General features: G+C 41.9%; 18 protein-coding genes. 5 read left to right on the forward strand and 13 right to left on the reverse strand.

Going from position 1 to position 21,628, the window contains the following annotated elements:
- The 5 genes from F893_RS11035 to F893_RS11055 all read right to left on the reverse strand — a co-directional run.
- On the reverse strand, positions 1–634 hold a 634-nt coding region (locus tag F893_RS11035), incomplete at its 3' end, for an IS5 family transposase (protein WP_034436168.1).
- Positions 635–784: 150 nt separating this feature from the next.
- Positions 785–3,424, reverse strand: coding sequence for a bifunctional aconitate hydratase 2/2-methylisocitrate dehydratase (locus F893_RS11040; RefSeq protein ID WP_005252103.1), 2,640 nt, complete (start codon positions 3,422–3,424; stop codon positions 785–787).
- A gap of 297 nt (positions 3,425–3,721) precedes the next feature.
- Positions 3,722–3,991, reverse strand: coding sequence for a hypothetical protein (locus F893_RS11045; protein ID WP_005106642.1), 270 nt, complete (start codon positions 3,989–3,991; stop codon positions 3,722–3,724).
- Between the two features lie 208 nt (positions 3,992–4,199).
- A complete protein-coding gene (locus F893_RS11050; RefSeq protein ID WP_005103441.1) occupies positions 4,200–4,559 on the reverse strand; it encodes a hypothetical protein in 360 nt (119 codons plus the stop codon).
- Positions 4,560–4,672: 113 nt separating this feature from the next.
- Entirely contained in the window at positions 4,673–5,107 is a 435-nt protein-coding gene (locus F893_RS11055) for an I78 family peptidase inhibitor (RefSeq protein ID WP_005252105.1), read from the reverse strand.
- 350 nt (positions 5,108–5,457) lie between these two features.
- Between F893_RS11055 and xseA the strand changes: the two genes are divergently transcribed.
- Positions 5,458–6,729, forward strand: a complete 1,272-nt coding sequence (xseA, locus tag F893_RS11060) for an exodeoxyribonuclease VII large subunit (protein WP_005252109.1) — start codon at positions 5,458–5,460, stop codon at positions 6,727–6,729.
- Positions 6,719–6,913 carry an exodeoxyribonuclease VII small subunit gene (xseB, locus tag F893_RS11065; protein ID WP_005252116.1) on the forward strand — a complete coding sequence of 65 codons (195 nt, stop codon included), beginning with the start codon at positions 6,719–6,721 and terminating at the stop codon, positions 6,911–6,913. Before xseA ends, xseB begins: the two co-directional genes overlap by 11 nt.
- Positions 6,914–7,142: 229 nt before the next feature.
- On the opposite strand, the gene F893_RS11070 is transcribed toward xseB, so the two are convergent.
- The 7 genes from F893_RS11070 to F893_RS11095 form a co-directional block, all read right to left on the reverse strand.
- Complete coding sequence (locus tag F893_RS11070) at positions 7,143–7,343, reverse strand: hypothetical protein (RefSeq protein ID WP_005103446.1); 201 nt, start codon at positions 7,341–7,343, stop codon at positions 7,143–7,145.
- Positions 7,344–7,974: 631 nt separating this feature from the next.
- The gene (locus tag F893_RS11075; protein ID WP_005252118.1) at positions 7,975–8,262 is read right to left on the reverse strand and encodes a hypothetical protein; all 288 of its coding nucleotides are present in this window, start codon (positions 8,260–8,262) and stop codon (positions 7,975–7,977) included.
- A gap of 159 nt (positions 8,263–8,421) precedes the next feature.
- Positions 8,422–8,562, reverse strand: coding sequence for a hypothetical protein (locus tag F893_RS18125; protein WP_004645377.1), 141 nt, complete (start codon positions 8,560–8,562; stop codon positions 8,422–8,424).
- Between the two features lie 157 nt (positions 8,563–8,719).
- Positions 8,720–8,989, reverse strand: a complete 270-nt coding sequence (locus F893_RS11080; RefSeq protein ID WP_005252119.1) for a hypothetical protein — start codon at positions 8,987–8,989, stop codon at positions 8,720–8,722.
- 308 nt (positions 8,990–9,297) lie between these two features.
- A complete protein-coding gene (locus F893_RS11085; RefSeq protein WP_005103450.1) occupies positions 9,298–9,501 on the reverse strand; it encodes a hypothetical protein in 204 nt (67 codons plus the stop codon).
- A gap of 329 nt (positions 9,502–9,830) precedes the next feature.
- Positions 9,831–14,354, reverse strand: coding sequence for a translocation/assembly module TamB domain-containing protein (locus F893_RS11090; RefSeq protein WP_005252120.1), 4,524 nt, complete (start codon positions 14,352–14,354; stop codon positions 9,831–9,833).
- A 35-nt stretch (positions 14,355–14,389) separates the two neighbouring features.
- Complete coding sequence (locus F893_RS11095; protein ID WP_005252122.1) at positions 14,390–17,146, reverse strand: autotransporter assembly complex protein TamA; 2,757 nt, start codon at positions 17,144–17,146, stop codon at positions 14,390–14,392.
- 174 nt (positions 17,147–17,320) lie between these two features.
- On the opposite strand from F893_RS11095, the gene F893_RS11100 reads away from it, so the two are divergent.
- The 3 genes from F893_RS11100 (at position 17,321) to F893_RS11110 (ending at position 20,529) form a co-directional block, all read left to right on the forward strand.
- Entirely contained in the window at positions 17,321–18,640 is a 1,320-nt protein-coding gene (locus F893_RS11100; RefSeq protein ID WP_005252124.1) for an MFS transporter, read from the forward strand.
- Positions 18,641–18,643: 3 nt separating this feature from the next.
- Positions 18,644–19,279 (forward strand): 2-polyprenyl-3-methyl-6-methoxy-1,4-benzoquinone monooxygenase, encoded by a 636-nt coding sequence (coq7, locus tag F893_RS11105; protein ID WP_005247248.1) that lies wholly within the window; start codon positions 18,644–18,646, stop codon positions 19,277–19,279.
- A gap of 548 nt (positions 19,280–19,827) precedes the next feature.
- Positions 19,828–20,529 (forward strand): VIT1/CCC1 transporter family protein, encoded by a 702-nt coding sequence (locus F893_RS11110; protein WP_005097209.1) that lies wholly within the window; start codon positions 19,828–19,830, stop codon positions 20,527–20,529.
- A 148-nt stretch (positions 20,530–20,677) separates the two neighbouring features.
- On the opposite strand, the gene F893_RS11115 is transcribed toward F893_RS11110, so the two are convergent.
- Complete coding sequence (locus tag F893_RS11115; protein ID WP_005252126.1) at positions 20,678–21,424, reverse strand: IS5-like element ISAba31 family transposase; 747 nt, start codon at positions 21,422–21,424, stop codon at positions 20,678–20,680.
- Positions 21,425–21,628: the final 204 nt, after the last annotated feature.

Here is a 21,628-nt window from a genome sequence, read left to right on the forward strand (position 1 = left end):
CTTGCCGATCTGCAATGACCTGACGGCATTGCTTGGTGTCATAAGCTCCATCGGTATAAACAGAGTCAATCCGCTCATCTTGTGGAATCTGATTAAGTAAATCACCAAGCACCTGTGAATCACTGACATTATTGGTTGTAAGCTGAACTGCTCGTATTTGTAGGGTTTTAGCATCTATACCAATATGAAGTTTACGCCATTGGCGACGATATTCAGGTCCATGCTTCTTGCGCTTCCATTCGCCCTCACCTAGAAACTTCATGCCTGAAGAGTCCATGAGTAGATGCAGCCCATCGCTACTTTTTTGGTAGCTGATTGCAATATCAATATGCTTTTGTCTTCTACAAAGCGTGGTGTAATCTGGAGCTATCCAATTTAATCCGCAAAGTTTAATCAGACTTTGCACAAAGCCAGTAACCATACGTAAAGACAGACGAAATAAGGATTTAATCATTAAGCAGCATTGGATGGCTGCGTCGGAGTAGGTTTGATTTCGCCCTTGTTTGCCTTTTGATGGCGCATACCATTGCGTAGCAGGATCAAACCAAATGGCAATATTTCCGCGACTCATGAGTGCTCGGTTATATGCGGGCCAATTGGTTGTGCGGTAGATTTTGTGTGTAGGCTTCTTCATTTGAAAATTATATCGCTGAAAAAGCCTTTACAGATAGGTTTGTGCAACAAAGCCACTTAATTCTAATTATTATTATTTATAAAAACAACAATTATAAAAAATAAGGGCTGATAAATCAGCCCTTATTTTAAACTACTTTTTAATCAACAATTAAGTTAATTGAGCAGCAGCAATTTTCTTAGTATCAACGTCTTTAGCAGCGTCAGTATATTCGCTCATCTTGTCGAAGCTTAAGTATTGATAGATGTCAGCTGACATGCTGTCAATTTGAGCTGCGTACTGTTGATATTCTTCTGGAGAAGGTAATTTACCCAATACAGCAGCAACAGAAGCAAGTTCAGCAGAAGCCAAGTAAACGTTAGCACCTTGACCTAGACGGTTCGGGAAGTTACGAGTAGAAGTCGATACACAAGTTGTGTTCGGAGCTACACGTGCTTGGTTACCCATACATAATGAACAACCTGGCATTTCAGTACGCGCGCCAGCTTTACCATAAATGTTATAGAAACCTTCTTCCATCAACTGATGTTCGTCCATACGCGTAGGTGGAGCAATCCACAAACGAGTTGACAACGCACCACCAGGAACTTTTTCTAACAACTTACCAGTCGCACGGAAGTGACCGATGTTAGTCATACAAGAACCAACGAATACTTCGTCAATTTTTGCGCCTTGAACATCAGAAAGAAGTTTCGCATCATCTGGATCATTCGGGCAGCAAAGAATAGGTTCTTTGATGTCTGCAAGATCGATTTCATACACTTTGGTGTATTCAGCATCAGCATCTGCTTTGATCAGGCTTGGGTTAGCCAACCATTTTTCCATGTTCTCAACACGACGAGCCATCGTACGCGCATCGCCATAACCTTCAGAAATCATCCACTTCAACATGGTGATGTTTGAACGAAGGTATTCAGCAACTTTCTCTTCAGAAAGTGTGATAGAACAACCAGCAGCTGAACGTTCAGCAGAAGCATCAGAAAGTTCGAATGCTTGCTCAACAGTCAGGTCAGTTTCCATTTCTGTTAAGTCGATCTCAAGGATACGACCAGAGAAGATGTTTTTCTTACCTTTCTTCTCTACAGTTAAGTCACCTTCCTTAATTGCGTAGTAAGGAATTGCATGTACAAGGTCACGTAGAGTGATACCAGGCTGCATTTTACCTTTGAACTTCACAAGTACAGATTCAGGCATATCAAGTGGCATAACACCAGTTGCTGCAGCGAACGCTACAAGACCAGAACCCGCCGGGAATGAAATACCGATTGGGAAACGAGTATGCGAGTCACCACCAGTACCAACAGTATCTGGAAGAAGCATACGGTTTAACCAAGAGTGAATAATACCGTCACCTGGGCGTAAAGACACACCACCACGGTTCATGATGAAATCAGGAAGCGAGTGTTGCATTTGAACGTCAACTGGTTTTGGATACGCAGCTGTATGACAGAAAGATTGCATAACAAGGTCAGCAGAGAAGCCTAGGCAAGCCAAGTCTTTCAATTCGTCACGAGTCATTGGACCAGTTGTATCTTGCGAACCAACAGTAGTCATCTTAGGTTCACAATAAGTACCTGGAAGTACACCTTGACCTTCAGGAAGACCACAAGCGCGACCAACCATCTTCTGAGCTTGAGTGAAACCTTTGCCAGTTGCAGCAGGCTGAACCGGAGTACGGAACATTGTAGATACTGGAAGACCTAAAGCTTCACGCGCCTTAGTCGTCAAACCACGACCTACGATCAGGTTAATACGACCGCCAGCACGAACTTCGTCTAGAAGAACTGGAGTTTTAAGTTCAGCTTCAGCGATTTGCGCGCCGTCTTTGAACGCAGTTACTTTAGCAGCAGCGTGATCGATCTTAAGAACGATTTCATCGCCCATGTTCATGTTAGCAACATCGATCTCGATCGGTAACGCACCAGCATCTTCCATCGTGTTGAAGAAAATTGGAGCGATTTTAGAACCTAGGCAGTAACCACCGTCTTTTTTGTTCGGGATGTGCGGAATGTCGTCACCGAAGAACCAAAGTACAGAGTTAGTTGCAGATTTACGAGATGAACCTGTACCAACAACGTCACCAACGTAAGCAACCTGGTTGCCTTTCGCGATCAATTCTTTAATTTGGTTAAGTGGACCCACTTCACCAGGAACTTCTGGATTGATCCCGTCACGTACGTTTTTCAACATTGCATTTGCGTGCAATGGAATGTCTGGACGGCTCCAAGCGTCTTGTGCAGGTGACAAGTCGTCAGTGTTGGTCTCGCCAGTTACTTTAAAAACAGTCAGTTTGATTTCTTCAGGAACGTCTTTACGGCTAGTGAACCATTCAGCGTCTGCCCAAGACTGCATAACTGCTTGAGCATTTGCGTTACCAGCTTTTGCTTTATCAGCAACGTCATGGAATGCATCAAATACAAGAAGCGTTTTTTTCAATGCTTCAGCTGCAAGTTCAGCAAGCTCAGCATTGTCTAAAAGTTCAACTAAAGGCGCTACGTTATAACCACCAAGCATAGTACCTAGTAAGTAAACAGCACGTTCTTTAGAAACGAGTGGAGAGGTTGCTTCGCCTTTTGCCAATGCAGCTAAGAACGCAGCTTTTACATATGCAGCTTGGTCAACACCTGCTGGTACACGGTTTTCAAGCAAATCTACCAAGTATGCTTCTTCACCAGCTGGCGGGTTTTTTAGTAGTTCAACTAATGCAGCTGTTTGGGCATCGTCAAGTGGCTTCGGTGGGACTCCGAGTGCGGCACGTTCTTCAACGTGTTGGCGGTAAGCTTCTAGCACAGTGTTATTCCTCTTTTTTAAAAAATTACTTATGAATTCCTGCTTATTCCAAGCTTCATAAATAATATGGACTCCGAAATTTTACTAAATTTCCAGTTAAAAGTTAATGCAACTCAAGTGTTTCTTCGTGATGCTCGTTATTTTATAACTAAATGATGCTCTTAATGATTATTCCATAATCAGTTCCAGCTTACACCACACGAAACAAGCCCATGAATAGGCCCTTTTAACTGAATTTAATGCATAAAAAAGGCAACCCTGATGTTGCCTGATTTGACGTTAAAAAGATACTCCACCTTAGTGTACAGTGGTCGAGTTTAAATACTGCTGATATGAGTCTCGGCAGCCTTGGAATTTCACCACGCATTCATCTTCACAGGTTGTACTGTGATTATTGCTGGCAAAGGAAATATCAATCTGATAAAGCTTTTTATCTTGTTCTAGCATCTTCTTTAAAACGACTTTGTCACCAACGCTGAGTACATAGCGACTGCCGCCAATAATGACCACACCTTCTTCATCTTCCAGCAGTAGATCAGAATGATGCAAATATCTTACGACTTCCATATTGTGCTACTCCTTGGTTAATTGGAGTTAAATTCATTATTCAATATAAAGATAAGTATTTCTATATTTTAGATTTAAAAATTGTCACAAAGTGTACATTTTTTGCTTAGGCTATTTCTATTTTTCAGTCTTTTGAAGATGTGTATATTTAAATACGTTTAATGGGAAATATGAGTTGAATGATTTTATGCAGATTACAAACCGTTCCTTAGAACGGTTTGTAATCTGGTAATTCATCATGCGGTGTCGCAATACACTTTGCAGTAAATTCAGCGCGGACTTTTTCACGGGCTGCTTTTACATCTACCTTAATCTCTTCGGCTGGAATCGCATAGACTTCATCAATAATATTCAGGATAAAACCTTTGGTGGTTTCATCATCGATCTTGTTGGCATGCTCGATTGCTTTTTCTTTCTCAATCGCATTCTGACGATCCAGCATAATGGTACGCGCCGCATTTCCGACACTTCGACAATAACCTTGCCACTGCTCTTCAGGGGTTAAGGGTTTCTTCTCGGCACAACCGGCAAGCGCCAGCATAAACGATAAAGCCAATAACTTTTTCATGAATTTCTCCTTCCGAGGGGCAATATAAAAGATCGGGGAAGATTTGTCATTTCAAAATGCCAGTTGTAATGAATTAAAAAAAGCCCATCAATGGGCTTTTTCATTTTATGTGATTAACCGCATGAAGCTTGAATAATCTTTTTGCTTGCAGGATCTACGGTGACAGTCACTCGTTCTTCACGATAATCCATAGTCACCGCTTGACCCGGTTCGACCATACGTACAATTTGTGCCTTGGTTTTCTGCTTGATTTGCGCTTCAGTCAAATTGGACTGACCGACCAATTCCGCTGCCTGATCAGCAATACATTTAGGTTGATTCATGTGCAGTAATTCCCACTCCTCGACCACCTGACCATTCTTTAAATGGCAATATCCGACCTGACCATTGCTTTCAGTACGAATTTCAAGCTTGCCACCCTGATTGACACAATAAGCGCTTGCAGGATTCGCTGAACCTATTTTAGGAGCTTCCGTCTTAGATTGCGGCGTGGTAGTACATGCGCTTAAAGCGACAGCCAGCAAACCGAACAGCATTGTTTTTTTCATGAGAGCCTATTCTTCTTCAATAATTCTTCACCAATTTAGCATATTTCCTGGTCCTTGCCAGACACAAGTCTGTGTACATTTTTAACCGTGCTTTTTCATTAAAGAATGGAAATAACACATTTATGAATTAAGGACTTCAACGCTATAAACTCTCTCAATGAACAAGATAAACAGAAGAGAAGAGCCTCTACAAAATACGAAAATTCCGAATGAATCGCCTAAACCAAGTGATTATGCATTTCAATAGCATTGCATTGTCATTACATCATTCAAATATGCCTTCACTTTTAAATTTGTGATCTGTGCTGGATTGATTTAATATTTGATTGAATTTTAAACTTTCTATTGGCATGACAGACGATCCTCAACTCTCCCTCAAGGAATATCTTGCTACGGTTCAGGAAGTGGTCAAACTCACTTTCGATACACCAGTATGGGTCAAAGCCGAGATTCGTAATCTAAGTATTAAAGCCGGCCATTATTATCTGGAGCTGGCAGAAAAAGAAGCCGACAGCGATCAGGTGATTGCCAGTTGCCGAGCGACCATCTGGAAATTTAGTGCCCAGAAAATTGTCACGCAGTTTGAACGTGAAAGCGGAATTGAGCTGAGTCGCGATCTGAAAGTGCTGATTAAAGTCAAAGCCAACTTTGATCCGCAATATGGCTTTTCTTTAAATATTGTCGAGATTGATTCGGGCTATACCTTAGGAGATATTGCCCGGCGTTATCAGCAGATTGTTGAGCGGTTGACGACTGAAGGACTGATTCAACGCAATAAAAACTTGCCCAGTCCTTTTGACCTGAACCGGATTCTGGTGATTGCTCCCGAAAATGCAGCAGGCCTGGGAGATTTTAAAAAAGATGCCGATGCACTTCAGCGTGCGCAGGTGTGTGAGTTTATTTACTACAGTGCGACTTTTCAGGGAAATACTGCCCCGCAAAGTATTATGCAAAATCTGGCGCAAGCGCTCAAACAATGGGCACAGACTTATAATACAGCACCGGATCTGATTGTGATTATACGAGGTGGTGGCGCAGTCAATGATCTGGCTTATTTGAATGATTATGATCTGGCTGCCCTGCTTTGTAAACGTTCGGTGCCGGTCTGGGTCGGCATCGGGCATGAAAAAGACCGTACCATTCTGGATGAGATTGCGCATCGCTCCTTTGATACTCCGAGTAAAGTCATTGCAGGAATCCGCAATCATATCTTTGAACTGACCCAAGATGTCCTGAATTATCTACAGCGCATTCAGCGTTTATCTCAGCAACAGATTCAGGCTTATCAAAATCAGAATGATCAATTTTTGAAACTGATTCAAAGTCTGGCCAATAACCAGATTATGGATGCCCTGCAACGTCTGCAACAGATCAAAGCCAATACTGCCAGTCTGGCCCAGCAGCATACCCAGCTAATTAATCAGCAGCTCGATGCCTTGATGCGGGAAACGCTACTACAAAATCCTAAACATGTTTTATCCAAGGGTTATGCCATCGTGCGCCAGCAAGAACATGTGGTTGCATCTATTCAACAGATTCAGCCCAATGATCTGGTTGAAGTCGAATTGCATGACGGCATTTTTTCAGCACAACTTATACAGGTATTTCCTCATGAATCATGATACTTTGAGCTTCCAACAAGGCTATGACATCTTGAAAAAGAATGCGGAACTGCTCGAATCTCAGCAGGAACCGGATATTGATAACTTGATGAAAATCGTGGAAGAATCCATGACTGCTTATAAAGCTTGCAAGGCACGGGTTGACGCGGTTCAAACTGCGTTAAATGAGACGTTTAAAGATTAATTGCACCCCATTTTAAATATTTTCTTAGGCTATTCTGCTAGATTGAATTGACATAAAAGCTCTCATGAATGAGGGCTTTTTTATTAAGTGAAAAAAATCATTTCAATGACTATTTAAATTTTCTAGATGGGGATTTTGATCAATCCGCTCAATTCTAAATGGGAAATATTGTATTTTCATTCTCATCCACCAGACGATAAAAAAGCCCAATATTAAATTGGGCTTTTTATTACTCTTCAATTTCTATCGGATCACCGTCTTCAGGGCGAATATGACGCGTCCCATCATCCGCAGGATCAACACTAGAACCATCTTTGGTAATAGCATTGTACATTTCATCCTCTTTCTTATCATCGATAAATTCTTCATCTTCGAAATCTTGAGGCTCACTATCGTCGTCAAAGTTCAAAGGCTTTTCTTCATTTATCATGGCGATCCATCACTTATTTAACCAATAAAATATCATGCTCAAATATTTGAAAGATTCATTCAAGAGTCAACGATGATCATTTGTGTAACTGAATAAACACAATAGTCATTGGAACATTACTTTTCTATCGACAAAAAAATGACTCCTTAGGGAAGGAGGCTGAAATTGGAAAGAAACTACAGCGATAGAATCTATTCATGCATTATATATAAACTTATAATTTATACATTAGCATAATATTACATTAATTTTTCAATTAAAAAGCCCGCTTACTCTTTCAAATAAGCGGGCTAGTGCTGTAGTCACTTTCTTCGTATTATTTGCGTCTTCTTGTTTTCGCAAAATGACTATAGCACTGTGAATTTATCAATAAAGTATAGGGAGTATTAATAAACTGTTCTCTTACATTTGCTTTAAGTTACTTTTCGTTCAATAAGCTGTACATATTAAAAAAGCCCACCTTTCGATGGGCCTTTCCCTTTATCACTTTTGCGCTGATTCAGGTATGTTGTCAAAGTGAGCAACGACTAGAGAATAAGCAAGCTATTGATAAAAATATATAAATAGACCATTAGTATAAGAAAAACTATGCTTGTTAAATTGATTGACGATTTTAACCTTCAACGACACCTTATAGCTGACTTAATTTGCTAGACATATAAGTTAAAAATAACGTCTTATCCTGAAAATCAGGCATTTCAAACACCCAAAAAATGTAATTTTTAGATCTCAATTTAAGTTTCACATTCACAGTCTTTACTTGAATCATTGCATCCTCATGCTGCATTTCTGCGAATAATTCTAAAATCAGGGCAAAGAATCTCAGTTTGTTGACTGTGTTGTATTTTGTTGGTTTATATATTCTCAAGGCTTCAGAATATATAAGCTCGCACCATTCATTTCCATCTTCATCATCCATTAGTTCTCATTTAATTATTTAAAATAGATCACGAGGTAGGTTTATAACATGGTGGCTATAATTAAACTGCTTTTAATCTGAATATTAGAATTATAAATTTTTAGAAAATAAAAAAGCCCATCTTCCGATGAGCCTTTTTGGAAAATATATCGTGAAGAACTAAGCTGCAAATTCTTGCAGTACAAATCGTTTTACACTTTCATCAAAGTCAGGTTTTGAAAGAGCAAGCTTGCCATTTTTCATAGTTTTATAACAATAACTCGCTGCTACTCCCATACCAACCAAAGTCAACAACTTCATTGCTCACCTCTTTACTGGGAAGATTTGAATACAAAGTTATCATTCAAATTTGTAGTTTTCCAACTCAGTTTCGATTGTTTTCTGTACTACATGTTAATGAATGTATGAATAATAAATGAAAACCTGCCGGATGATGTGTTTGCTTAAAGTCTTTCAACTAGTGGTTAATTTGTGTATCTATCCAGTTAAGGAAATTTTCCTTATTACTGAATTCTGGCATAGACCCTAAATTTATAGTCTCTTTGGCCCCAAATTTTCCAGCGACAGTATTCGGTGCTTGAACTCTGAAATCCAGAGGATCACTTTCATGTAAAGCTCTAAAATACTCTACCGCTTTATCAAATTCACTTTTATCCTTAAAACCTGGTCGTTCCTTTAAAAAGTCATAAACTTGTTCTAGAGCTGGTAGATAATTATTTTTAGGCATTCTGTTTTCTCTAAAATGTTGAGTTTTATGATGAAGACCTATTTTGAATGAATAATGATAAGAATATTCCCTTATTTCTTAGAGTTTATGTAAATCATGATGATTTGAGAGTGAAATCCAAATTCTGGAGTAAGCTGATAAAAAATGAGCGTAAACATACACTCATTTTTACTACATTTTCTGATGCATGCTTAACTGACCTGCATTGCTTTAAAATAAGGTCTATTTTATTGAACAAAGTGCAAATGTCGGCTGCTCTATCAGTAAAGATCAGATGCACTTTAAATGCGCCAGTTTAAGGTTCAAGCCTAATTAACGCTATGAATATCAAGTTCATCATTGGTGGTCAATACAACAGAAGCCAAAATTGGAATGCCCAAAATGAAAGGTACAGCGAAAATCCATAGAACTACGGTTACATCCGATTTAAAGAAAAATTGAATGGCTAATGCAGTCAAAATAAGTACAGAAAATAGAATCGCAGCAAAACGGATGATAAATTTAGTCGACATGCGAAGATGCTCTTATGCGTGAAATCGTATTTTCAATATACACCTATTTTTATTATGGTTTTATTGATTTTCAGTCTGTTATTGCATATTTTAATTGATTTTCTATATGTGATAGTTGAATTATACGATGATCAGTTTTCTTCACCCTGAAGTCTCATCCTAAATTCTTTCTCTACTCGTAACTCTATTGTCATATATGTATAGAGATTGAATTTAGAGATCAATGCTTCTGCTGACTATGACATCAATCTACTTTATAGCTAATAAAATCTTTGTGCTGTCTCCCAATAAAAGAGCCCTAAAATTTTAGGGCTTTTTTATTGCTTAAATTAGAAGCGCCAATTATAGAACAAGTCAATCGCACGTTCTAAAGACTGACTCGCTTCCAGATACAAGCGCTGATTTACCTGATAGCGTAAAGTGAGCTTATTCACCGGTGTAAATACCCCGACTCCATAACGGAGATATAAATCAGGCGTAATATAACCAGTCACAGAAACCTGGGTATCATCTCCTGTACCTTGAGCATCCAGAGCTAGACCAGTTAAGCCAAAACTGCGCCCGATCTGGTTGGTCAGTGCGCGGGTGCTACCCAAGCCCAAACTAATCCCCGCAGCAGCGATCGTATTATTCACATCGGATCTAAATCCTTCAGCCTGGCTTAAACCAGATACACCCTCATTAACACGACCGGTAATCAAGGCATTCAAGGCTTCCTGTTCTGACAAGCCCGCATCATTATAAATCTGAATACTTGGACTCGATGCCGTCCCCGTTACCCGTACCCCGACCGTACTACCCTGAACCGATTTATTGGCATCAATGTCCAGCGTCGGATTGGTAAGTTCACCATTAAAACGCGCGATAGCACGATTCAGGTCCAGACTTTGGCCATAGGCTTCGATTTTCACTCGTTGTGACACCCCGATTGCACCATTGGCACGCATTGCAGTTTCCAGACCACGCTGTGACAGATTGACTCGACCCAATAGCGGAATACGACTGTCAAAGCCCTGGAAGATGACCTGATTCCCTAAAGAAACAGCTACATCTGCCCGGATATCCCAAGGACGTGCTGACTTCAAGATCGCCAACTGATCATCACCTTCACGCACGACCCGTACATCTGAAGATAAACCGACTACAGGTTCTGAGGCTTCTGGCATTGAAATCAACGCACGCGGTACATCGACTGTGCCACTCAGACTCAGTTTTTTATTAAATGGATACATGTCCAGAGTCAAATCAGGTGTCACCACAGCAGTAATTAATGGTGCCTGACGAATCAGCAGATTGTCACCTTGCAGTTTTAACTGCACTCGCGGATCGCCTTTCCAGTCGACCGATCCGGTTAATTTACCCACACCACGACCACTGTTAAATGCGCCATTGATACTGGCAGAATTCTGACGTATGGATGAGTAAAGTTGTACGTTGGTCAAGTTCACCGGCAAGGAGATCATGCTAATCGAAGCATCTTTGACTCGAACCTCACCCTCAAGTAAGGGATCCGTTAAAGTTCCGCTAATTTTTCCGGCATAAGATAAAATCCCGTCCAGATTACGGATGTCCTGAATAAATGGCTTAAAGACCTTGAGCTGTACCTGGTTAAAGGCAATTTCACCACGCATCGGTTTACTGTCCCGATATGGATCAATAATGACATTGGCATAGCCGGTTCCGATATCCGGTGTTTTGACATCCAGACGAAGTTGCAAGCCATCTGCCACGCTTTTTGCGACCAACCCGACTTCATCATATTTAAGGGTAGAACCCAAATAATCTGGATCTTCAGAAGATAGGCCTACCACACCATTACGCGTCACCAGACGCGCGTCAATTTTAGGTTTGGCACCTTGTGCCCAGGCAGCCTTGGCATAACCATTAACTTTACCTGTCAACGCCAATCCATCAGGCAGGAATGCACTGAAATCTTCCAGATCAAGGTTTTGGGTAATAAAAGAGGCACTGCCACGGGTTTTGTTGACCCTAATCGGCTGATCAAAACACAACTGGCTTTGCTGACTCATCCAGCAATGAGCACCAACAAACAGATCCGATTGAGCAGTGTTATAAATCACTGCTGCATTTTGACGTTGCACCAGACGGGCACGTAAAGAGTCAAAATCACCTTTTTGAATCTGACCCAGCCAGTTATTTTGGGCATTAAAGCCACCGGCGAGCTGTACAAAGAATTTTGATAGGCGGTTTTCTGCCTGCACTTTGAGAATGTGTGCAGCACGAGTACCAGCCAATGATATCTCACCGCGTACAATCTCGCGTGAACCGCTACGCAGGCGATCCATTGTCGCGGTCAATAAAGTTGGTGTGCTTTGCGATGTCGGTAACTGTCCGCGAACACGAACTTTCTGCACGCTAAACAGGTTTTTAAAGGCAAAATTATCGATAGACAGATTAGCAGAAGCCTGTAACCGTGGTTGTGCCTGCATATTAATATAGCCCTGCGCGCGACCTCTTAAACCTGGATATAATTCAAACAGTGCTGGTGCATTGACTTTCAATTGGAGATTCTGTGCATTACCGGTCGCCTGAATCTGGTTGCTGGCATAAGACAGGAACAGGTTATTGGCTTCGAACTGCTGTGGTACAAAACCGCGCTGGTTTGAATTGATAATGACCGATAAATTACCTGTACCACGTACCGGTTTATTATTCAGCATACCCGCCAGATTCAAGCGTTGAATCTGAATACGTTTTAAGGCATCTGACCAAACGCCTTGGGTTTGCACATTGCCAGACAATTCGCCTTTCAGTTTGGCATTAAAATATTGCGGCTTAAAGCGGATTAAGGATGCGTTGATATCCCAGCCAATACCATTCGCCAGATTGACCAGACCACTGGCATTAATCTTGCCAGCCACACCATCATGACGGAATTCATTGATTTTCAACATTTCCGGGGTACCTGAAACGCGCAGTTTCAGCATACCCTGACTGGCTTTAAGCTGACTGGCATTTAAAGCACCATCATAATTCACCGCATAACCTTTAAATCCGCCACCCGCTTTTTCATTATGGAATAACAAGGCAATGGTGCTGTTTCCAGTCAAACGTACGGTTTCATTTTGCTCCGCCAGTCGTCCGGTCAGGTCGACACTATTCAGTTTAATAATCTGCTGATTCGGTTGCGCATAACCATTGGCTTTAATCTGGCCATTCAAACGATCTACCGGTGAAGCTGCGGCAATACTTTGGGTATTCAAATTTTTGGCATTTAATATCGCGGTCCATTTTAACTGACGTTTTTCCTGTGGCAGTTCAATCCGTGCATTGCCGCTTAAGCTGCCTGCCTGTGCATTGGCACTGTAATTAAAGCTCGGGACATTCAGGATATTTTTGTTCAGATTGAGCTTAGCCTGATACATGCCTGCAGGCAGAAGACCTTCTTCATGCTGCTCGACTTTAGTTGCCACATGAATATTCTGCTGACCTTCGACCAATGCCAGTTTAACATCGCCAGACTTACTGCTGAGCCAGCCCACATAAGGTACGGCGCGATCAATATTTTTCCAGGCAACATCCAGTAGCATCGGTTGTATTTTATTGCCCTTGACCGGATTTTGATCCAGCTTCAGATTCCAGCTTTCATAGCGGTCAAAATCAACCAGTCCGGTAAGGTGCAGGCCATTTTCCAGATTACCCGCAGAAGCGATATTGGCATCCAGACTTGGCGGCAAGAAATCTTGTACGACTTGCGGAATGCGCTCATGTTTAGGATCAATCCCATTCAAACGCCCAGCCAAATCCCAGCTGACCCGGTCTTTCCAGCCCACTGTCCCGGCAAGGCTGACTGCGCCTTTCATCAACTGACCATTCAGATCGGTAATATTCAGCTGATTGACCAGATCGGTATACATCACCGCACTATACTGACCTTGCGGAATATTTTCCCCAATCAGGTCAGTCTGGACATTCAGATCTAGACGTTGGATATCACCATTGAACTCGGCAATGCCGTCTTTGGTAAACAGTTTCTGTTCGGCTAGAATAGGCCAGTGATAATCCTTGAACTTCAACTCGCCGCGCATCGGTACCTGAGGACGCATCGGATGCACGATAACCCAACCGGTTAATAAATCAGGCGTATTGGTCGCTACGCCGGCCTGAATCGTGTCCAGTGTTCCACGTGCCCTCACCTGAATATCATGAATATTCAAGCTATCTCTTAAGGAAGGCAGATTGACGATGCCCGTAGCATCTAGAGGGTATTTGCCTTCAAACTGCATTTTACCCGTGGCTTCACGTACTGACAGATAGCCCATATCCATCCGGGAATCTTCAAAATTTAATTCGGTGCCAGACCAGAGCGCCTCATTTAATTCAATATTATAGAAATCAACTGCATTGGTCTGGGTTTTAATGACCAAATGATCCAGCAGTAAATGATCAACGCGCAAGATAAAAGGCAAACGGATAGCATTAAACTTGAACGGTTCGCCCGTTGATGGTTGCTTGTTAATAATTTGCAGATTGAGGACATCGGCTTCAGTCAGATGAATTTCTTTTTTGACAATCGCGCGCCAACCCAGTTTTACATCAGCACGATCAATTTTGACATCGACCGGTTTCAGGCTGACCAGCACATTTTTAAGAATAATCCCGCGCCATAAATTACCGCCTTCATATTCATATTGAATAATTTGCTGGCGTTCTAGCACTTGATCCAGCAGGAATTTACTGCCTTGATTGGTCGAAAATAGTAGAGCCAGCACAGACAGCAGAAAAATCAGCGAAAAAAGCACCGATAATAGGATGCTTCTGAATATACGGCGCTTTTTCGGCACAACGCTATCTTGTGGTTCTTGTTCTGGCTGTGGTTGGTTCTCGACCATGATCTACCCAAATAACTATTTTTTAAAATGATGTTTTATAACTGCGATCCAATAAAGAAATGTAAACGAATCGGATAATTGTCATCAGACAGTCCAGTCGCAACATCTATACGTATTGGCCCAATCGGTGAAGCCCAACGTACACCCACACCCGCGCCATATTCGGTCGGATTACTGAATTCTTTATTATAGGCATTTCCGGCATCTGCAAAGACCGCAGCACGCCAGCCTTCCTTAAACTGATAATTATATTCTAATGAAGCCACGCCCAAGGCCTGCCCGCCCACTTTAAAGCCGTCAATTTCCGGAGAAAGGCTCTTGTAGTCAAAACCGCGGATACTCTGGTCACCACCGGTGAAATATCTCAGGTTATACGGTACTTTGGCAAAATCTTGAGTAAAAATATAACCCGCGTCGGCACGCCCAACAAACTGATGGTCTGCATTTTCACCCAATGAATAGATAAAACGCCAGCCCGCATTCACAATGGCCATATCTGCATCAGAGAGTAAAGCCTCACTGCCCAGTTCAATCTTATAGGTCTGTTTGAAGCCTTTGGTTGGGTTGACCCGACGATCGCTCTCGGTACGTGAGACTTCATAACCGACTAATAGGGATTGCTGCTCATCTTCGGTATTAAAGCGAAAAGCTTCAGGAATCTGGTTAAAGTCGACAGAACCATCCTGCTTCAAGCGATCCAGACGATAACGTGCGCCGAAAGTCCGTTGCCAGCTACCACGTGGATTTTTGATAATCCGGTCTGCACCTAAGACTGCCGATTCAATCAACAGGCCTTCACCCTGTGCGACACCTTCACGCTCTTCACGCTCATACCCCCCCACAATACTGACATAGTCATTCAGCGGATGGTGATAGGGAATGTTATAACGTCCATCAATGGATTGGCGGATACCTGATAGCTCCATGTTGGCATCAAACGAATGTCCACGCTTATTCACAATGGCACGACGATATTGACCACGTAAACGGATATCGGTATCTGTGCCATAACCCAGACCCACTTCAGCACTGTTTAAACGGTCTGCATTTAAAGTCACAATCACTGGAATCTTTTTCTCTTCCCGTGCCTGTACTTTTAAACGATCCTGTTCATTCTCTTTGGTTTGCTGCTCAACCCGCAAAGTTCTTAAATTTGCACTTTCCTGATCGCGGCTACCGGCAAACTGGTCTTCATCTACGACATTCTGGGTCACTTCCTGAGAAGAGGATACCGAGCGAGCTGGTTGCATCGTAGCAGCCTGATCTTCACTCCGTTTCTGTTCTTCAATCAGGCTTTGAATATCGGGTGCCAGTTCCAGCTCTTTATCAAGCGGATCAGGGCGAATCGCATCTACCAGTGTATAATTGAAATAGCGTGAGTTGGTTAGGTTGTTGGCCAGGCTATTCACCCGCCAGAAGGTATAATCTGCACCCTCTGTCCAGGGAACCAGACTTTCCAGTACGTCTCGGTCCAGCGGAAATTCCTTTTCAGGATCGCTCATTCTGAACTCGACATTGCCTAATTTATAACGTTCACCCGTTTCAAAACGCAAGTTCACATCGGCAGTATTTTGTGGCTGAGCAATCTTTACATCATGCAGACGCCAGAATGAATCAAAATAACCATTGTTATTGGCTGCTGTGGTAATGCGTGTCTTGGTTTTTTCATAATTGCCATGATTGAAAATATCGCCTTCTTCCTGTTCAGGCAAAAGACTGATGACCTGGAATTGTGGCTGTTCCGCACCCTCTCCAGTAAATTCAATATTTTGACTGCTGATCAGGACCGGTTCATTTGGGGTCACAAAAACCCGAACCCGACTGTCAGAGATTTTTTCAAACCTGAACTGAGCATTATAATAACCCACTGCCTGCGCTGCCTGTCTGGACAAGGTGCGTAATTGCGGCAAAGCCGAATTAAAGTCGCCAAAAGACTCTTGGGTAAAACTGGATAATTTGGCTTTGACATTATTTCTTAAATTCAGATGGCCTTCAGGTACATCTTTACGATTCAGCATACCGTTGCTTTGCGCCACACCTTGCCCATTTATGATCACCACATCTGCACTAATTCGAGGAACTCTTGCGGTCATGATCTGACGTGGAGGACGGATTTTATAAAATAGCCGTTTGAACAGATTTGGACGTTTATCATCCTCAGCAACCAACTGACCCGGCACTTCTGGCAAGGTCAATCCGGCTTCATTATTTTTTACAATAATCTGGCTGTCTGCCTGAATCGATTGCATCAACTGGTCGACATTGACCGGTGCCTGATTAATTTCCAGCAGTTCTTGCTGGCTGATATCAGCCACCACCGTTTCACTGGTCTGACTATTGCGATAGTTTTGTGCTTCCTGTTTGGCTTGCTCGGCTACCTGATAAATTTCATTGGCCATGTTCTGATCAATAGTCTGTACTGGCAGATCTTCCAGATCATCAAACTCGATCGGCGTAAATTCGCCCAGACCAGATCCTGCATTTTGCTGTTGTTCCAGCATCAACATGCTGTCAACTGGTACTTCCGGCTCCAAGGCTTCTTCAATTTTTTCTTCCGCTTCCGTTTTGGACGTGGCCACACCCTGACGAATCGCTTCTTTGGATAGCTCGTCCACCATTTCTGCCTGAGAAATGGCCACGGGTGTTTCGGGCTGTTCAGTTTGTGCCATGCTCTGATGGGATAACATCATAAAAAATATGCTCATACACAGCTGCATACCACTATGCTGTGGTATGAGAGGCCCCATACTGCGATTTAGCATCGTTTTTTTAAAATTTTTCTTTGCAGGCATAGCAAACTCTAAACGAATACATTCTTTAATTGATTATTTGACCGAAAAATATAAGCTAAGGAGCTTAATTAATTGGTTTTTACCTTTACATGGCTGAAAGTATCTTACATGATTTTTCTCAATGTTTACGCATAACTGACATTTCTTAATAAAACTTAATGTAGCACGGCCTATATGAACAAAAATGAACATTTGTTAGCTTCTCGGCGCTTTTTACCGATGTTTCTGACGCAGTTTTTTGGTGCATTAAACGATAATGTATTTAAACAGGCGTTACTGCTGGTCATCACTTATGGATGGATTCAACAGCAATCGGCCAACATCAGCACTTTAAATAATCTGGCGGCTTTACTGTTTATCTTGCCGTATTTTATTTTTTCAGCCACTGCCGGTCAGATTGCCGACAAATACGAACGTTCACAGCTAATTCGCTATCTTAAGCTTCTGGAAATTGCCATTATGTTGCTGGGAACTGTCGGTTTTCTCATGGGTAATTTATGGATTCTGTTATTTGCCCTGTTCCTGATGGGCACCCATTCCACTTTCTTTGGCCCGATTAAATATGCCATTTTACCTGAAGTGCTGAAACCAAATGAACTGATGTCCGGCAATGCCCTGTTTCAATCCGGAACTTCTCTGGCAATCCTGTTCGGTATGATTCTAGGCGGCGCAGTTATTGCAGCTTCTGCCGGCAACTTGATCTGGATCAGTTTAACCGTCATCAGCATCGCCTTGATTGGTTATATATCCAGTCGCTATATCCTGAAACAAAGTATTCCCGCGCCTGAGCTGCAAGTTGACTGGAATTTTTTCCGCACCAGCTTGCAGACCTTGAAATATGCCAAAAGCTTACCTCTGATTTTTACCATTTTACTGGGCAATTCATGGTACTGGTTTTATGGTGCAACCTATCTGACCCAAATTCCTCAGCTGACATTACAAAATCTGCATGCATCTGAAAATGTCGCCAGTCTCCTCTTAACCTTTTTTTCTGTCGGAATTGGTCTGGGTTCATACTTATGCCGTAAAATTGGCGGCAGTCAGGTCAATATCAAGATGGTGCCTTTTGGCGCGATCGGTCTGGTGGTCTTTGCCCTGTATCTGGCTGCGAGTCTGGCCTTTGTTCCGGAACGTACAGGTACATTAATTGGCCTGGCAGATGTCTTTCAGCAAGATTGGAGCTATTATCATGTCATGCTGGCTGTTACCTTACTCGGAATTAGCGGCGGTTTTTATATCGTACCGCTGTATGCCATGATGCAGGCGCATTCTCCCCGCTCACATCGTGCGCGTGTGGTTGCAGCAAATAACATTCTGAATGCCGTTTTCATGGTATCTTCTGCTATATTTTCTATTATTATTTTAAGTGTTCTAGAGCTTGATCTTAAAATACTTTTTTGTATTACCGCAGTATTAAGCGGCCTGTTTACTCTCTGGCTACTTTACCGGCTGAAACCAATGATCAAAACTGCAAAAGCACCCTTGGAGGATTAATTCATGCGTCAATATACAGGTCTCGATAAACTGATTCACTCTTTTGACCAGGCATTACGCAGTCTAGTCCCGGGCACGACCTCAGCACAACGTGAGAATCCGGCCCAACCGGTAGAAACGCAGTTAACGGTCAGTGATGCACGTCATGTGGCAGGTTTAATGCGGGTCAATCATAGTGGTGAAGTCTGTGCACAGGCGCTGTATCATGGTCAGGCCATGACGGCGAAACTCCCGAATGTGCGTCGCGAAATGGAACAGGCAGCGATTGAAGAACAGGATCACCTGGCTTGGTGTGAAGACCGCTTAAAAGAACTGGATAGCCATACCAGTCTGCTCAATCCGGTCTGGTACGGTCTTTCCTTCGGTATGGGTGCAATTGCCGGGATCGCAGGCGATAAATACAGTCTGGGTTTTGTGGCTGAAACAGAACGTCAAGTCAGCATGCATTTACAACATCATATTAGTCAGTTGCCACCGCAGGATGAACGTTCTCGTCGTATCTTGGAACAGATGAATGAAGATGAACTGCATCATCGGGATACAGCTTTAAACGCTGGCGGTGTAGATTTACCCGTTCCAGTCAAGATCGCCATGACCGGCATTTCCAAGTTGATGACCAAAACCAGTTATTTTATTTAAATAAAATTATTGCCGTTTTAGCCCACTCATTTGTGGGCTTTTTAATATATGTCAAATCTTGAGCAAGATAAAATTAACCCAAAGCATATCCCAATCTTATTACTTACAAGCTCTATAAAATAATAAAGATTCCCCCACAGCATCCTTTAATATTTTTTGCTCATTTCAGAAAGTAGGTCTAGCTGGATTTTCTGGATTTACGACAGCCTTTCCAATTGATGTGACAGCAGATAATCTAGCTTTCATGTAAATGCTCAATTTCTAGCTCGGCTTTTAAATCAATCTGATAATCATTTTACGATTATTTGTGGTATATGCTTGATTTGCTTTAGTCATTTTTACCATTCGTAAATCAATTATGTATCAAGTGCGTCTGATTTCTTGAAATTATGAATCTCACTTCGATTTTATCTTGGATTGATAAAATGCTCAGCCAAGCGCACGATGAGCTGATCATTCAAGATAATTTTCAGATCGATTCAATCCTACTATCTATACATGACTTAAATTTACTATAATCATGATGATAATAAAAAAGGGGCTTCATTGTGCGCCACTCATACCATCTTGAAAAACATTATATCGAACGTGCGGGCTGGCTTCGTGCAGCTGTACTGGGGGCAAATGACGGGATTATTTCGGTCACCAGTCTGGTGGTGGGTATTGCAGCCAGTGGAGCATCCACGGAAATTTTATTGGTGACCTGTGTTGCCGGATTGATTTCTGGCGCCGCATCAATGGCGGCCGGTGAATATATTTCGGTTAAATCCCAGCAAGATATTGAAACCAATGATCTACTCATGGAAGAGCGCGAACTGCAGCGCCATCCCACGCATGAGTTAAATGAGCTCAAAACGATTTATATACAACGAGGTCTGGAACCTGCTTTGGCACAACAGGTCGCTGAACAGCTGACCGACCATAATGCCTTGGATGCCCATGCCCGGGATGAAATTGGTATTTCAGCACATACCTCTGCCCAACCCTTTCTCGCTGCATTTTCTTCGGCTATGGCATTTACGGTAGGTTCATTATTTCCTTTAATTTCAATCATGATTTTACCGGAACATTATCTGGATAAAGGCGTCATGCTGATTGGTGTTTTAAGTTTGGGGATGATGGGCGCACTGGCAAGCTATGCCGGTGGAGTAAGTGTCTGGAGAGGTGCAGTTCGGGTCATGCTCTGGGGAATTATCGCCATGTTATTCAGCGCCTGGATCGGATCATTATTTAATGTGTCTGTTGCCTAAATATGTGTTTATTTTTTAGTTAGACACAGAATAGGATTGAACGGTTCCTCTATTAACATCACTGAAAAATGTTTTTTCAAAAACTAGCGGCTCTAACAAAACTTGAGTTTAATTAGGGTCTGTTGACATTTACTGTTCATAATTAACCCTATAAAGGTAGCCATAAAAATATACAGGCTAAAGCAACAGAACTTTGATAATTTCTTTTGAGCTTGTCATATCGAGTAGCTATTCCTCTAAATTGCTTTAATCTACAAAACATATTTTCAACTAAATGCCTGATTTTATATAAATACCAGTCCATATGATCATTGTTCGATTGGCTATTTGTTTTCTTTGGTATATTCGCTTTAGTCCCTGTTTTCCTGATCTGTTCACGCAGTGGTTCTGAATGATAGCCTTTATCTGCACATACCACTTTTGTCTCTTTTAAATCTAATGTTGATATTAAATCAGGTGCAACTTTAACATCATGTGTGGTTCCATCGGTAATCATGAAATCAATAGGATTGCCATGTGCATCAACAATCAAATGTATTTTTGAGGAGTTTCCTCCTACACTTTTAGAAATAGATTGATTCGCTATGCCGGCAGAATGTTGATGAGCACGTACATGAGAGCCATCAATAAAAATCCACTCCATATCGGGGCATGAGGCTAGTAATTTGAATAATCTAAGTAACTTACCGCTGCTTGACCAACGATTAAAACGTTTGAAAATAGAGTTGGAATGACCAAAACAAGAAGGAATATCTCGCCACGGACAGCCTGTTCTAATTCTATAGAGAATAGCTTCAATAAAATTGCGTAAATTTGAGTTGTGGTGAATGGATAAATTACGCAGAATAACTTTCAACTTTTGCCAGTGTTGATCTGTCAGCATGGTACGAGGCATAGCGAATAGTAAAATTGGGTTTGGCGATTTGATTTTACTACTTCGCTATTTTTTTAAGCTAAAATTGTCAACACACCCTAATATATGTTCGGTTTTAATTTAGATAATTAAAGCCAAAGATCTATGCCCGAGAGGTATTGTTATGGAAACTACCATCATTCTTGCCATCTTGGCGATCATTATCGTATTGCTGATCATTTTTTA

Origin of the sequence: Acinetobacter sp. CIP 102136 (assembly GCF_000369685.1) — a bacterium.
Taxonomy (GTDB): Bacteria; Pseudomonadota; Gammaproteobacteria; order Pseudomonadales; family Moraxellaceae; genus Acinetobacter; species Acinetobacter fasciculus.

Bases quoted from the DNA above. Each gene is read 5' to 3' on its own strand.
- F893_RS11045 (WP_005106642.1), bottom strand. From the start codon at position 3,991: ATGGAAGTCGTAAGATATTTGCATCATTCTGATCTACTGCTGGAAGAT.
- F893_RS11050 (WP_005103441.1), bottom strand. From the start codon at position 4,559: ATGAAAAAGTTATTGGCTTTATCGTTTATGCTGGCGCTTGCCGGTTGT.
- F893_RS11055 (WP_005252105.1), bottom strand. From the start codon at position 5,107: ATGAAAAAAACAATGCTGTTCGGTTTGCTGGCTGTCGCTTTAAGCGCA.
- xseA (WP_005252109.1), top strand. From the start codon at position 5,458: ATGACAGACGATCCTCAACTCTCCCTCAAGGAATATCTTGCTACGGTT.
- xseB (WP_005252116.1), top strand. From the start codon at position 6,719: ATGAATCATGATACTTTGAGCTTCCAACAAGGCTATGACATCTTGAAA.
- F893_RS11070 (WP_005103446.1), bottom strand. From the start codon at position 7,343: ATGATAAATGAAGAAAAGCCTTTGAACTTTGACGACGATAGTGAGCCT.
- F893_RS11075 (WP_005252118.1), bottom strand. From the start codon at position 8,262: ATGGATGATGAAGATGGAAATGAATGGTGCGAGCTTATATATTCTGAA.
- F893_RS18125 (WP_004645377.1), bottom strand. From the start codon at position 8,562: ATGAAGTTGTTGACTTTGGTTGGTATGGGAGTAGCAGCGAGTTATTGT.
- F893_RS11080 (WP_005252119.1), bottom strand. From the start codon at position 8,989: ATGCCTAAAAATAATTATCTACCAGCTCTAGAACAAGTTTATGACTTT.
- F893_RS11085 (WP_005103450.1), bottom strand. From the start codon at position 9,501: ATGTCGACTAAATTTATCATCCGTTTTGCTGCGATTCTATTTTCTGTA.
- F893_RS11090 (WP_005252120.1), bottom strand. From the start codon at position 14,354: ATGGTCGAGAACCAACCACAGCCAGAACAAGAACCACAAGATAGCGTT.
- F893_RS11095 (WP_005252122.1), bottom strand. From the start codon at position 17,146: ATGCCTGCAAAGAAAAATTTTAAAAAAACGATGCTAAATCGCAGTATG.
- F893_RS11100 (WP_005252124.1), top strand. From the start codon at position 17,321: ATGAACAAAAATGAACATTTGTTAGCTTCTCGGCGCTTTTTACCGATG.
- coq7 (WP_005247248.1), top strand. From the start codon at position 18,644: ATGCGTCAATATACAGGTCTCGATAAACTGATTCACTCTTTTGACCAG.
- F893_RS11115 (WP_005252126.1), bottom strand. From the start codon at position 21,424: ATGCCTCGTACCATGCTGACAGATCAACACTGGCAAAAGTTGAAAGTT.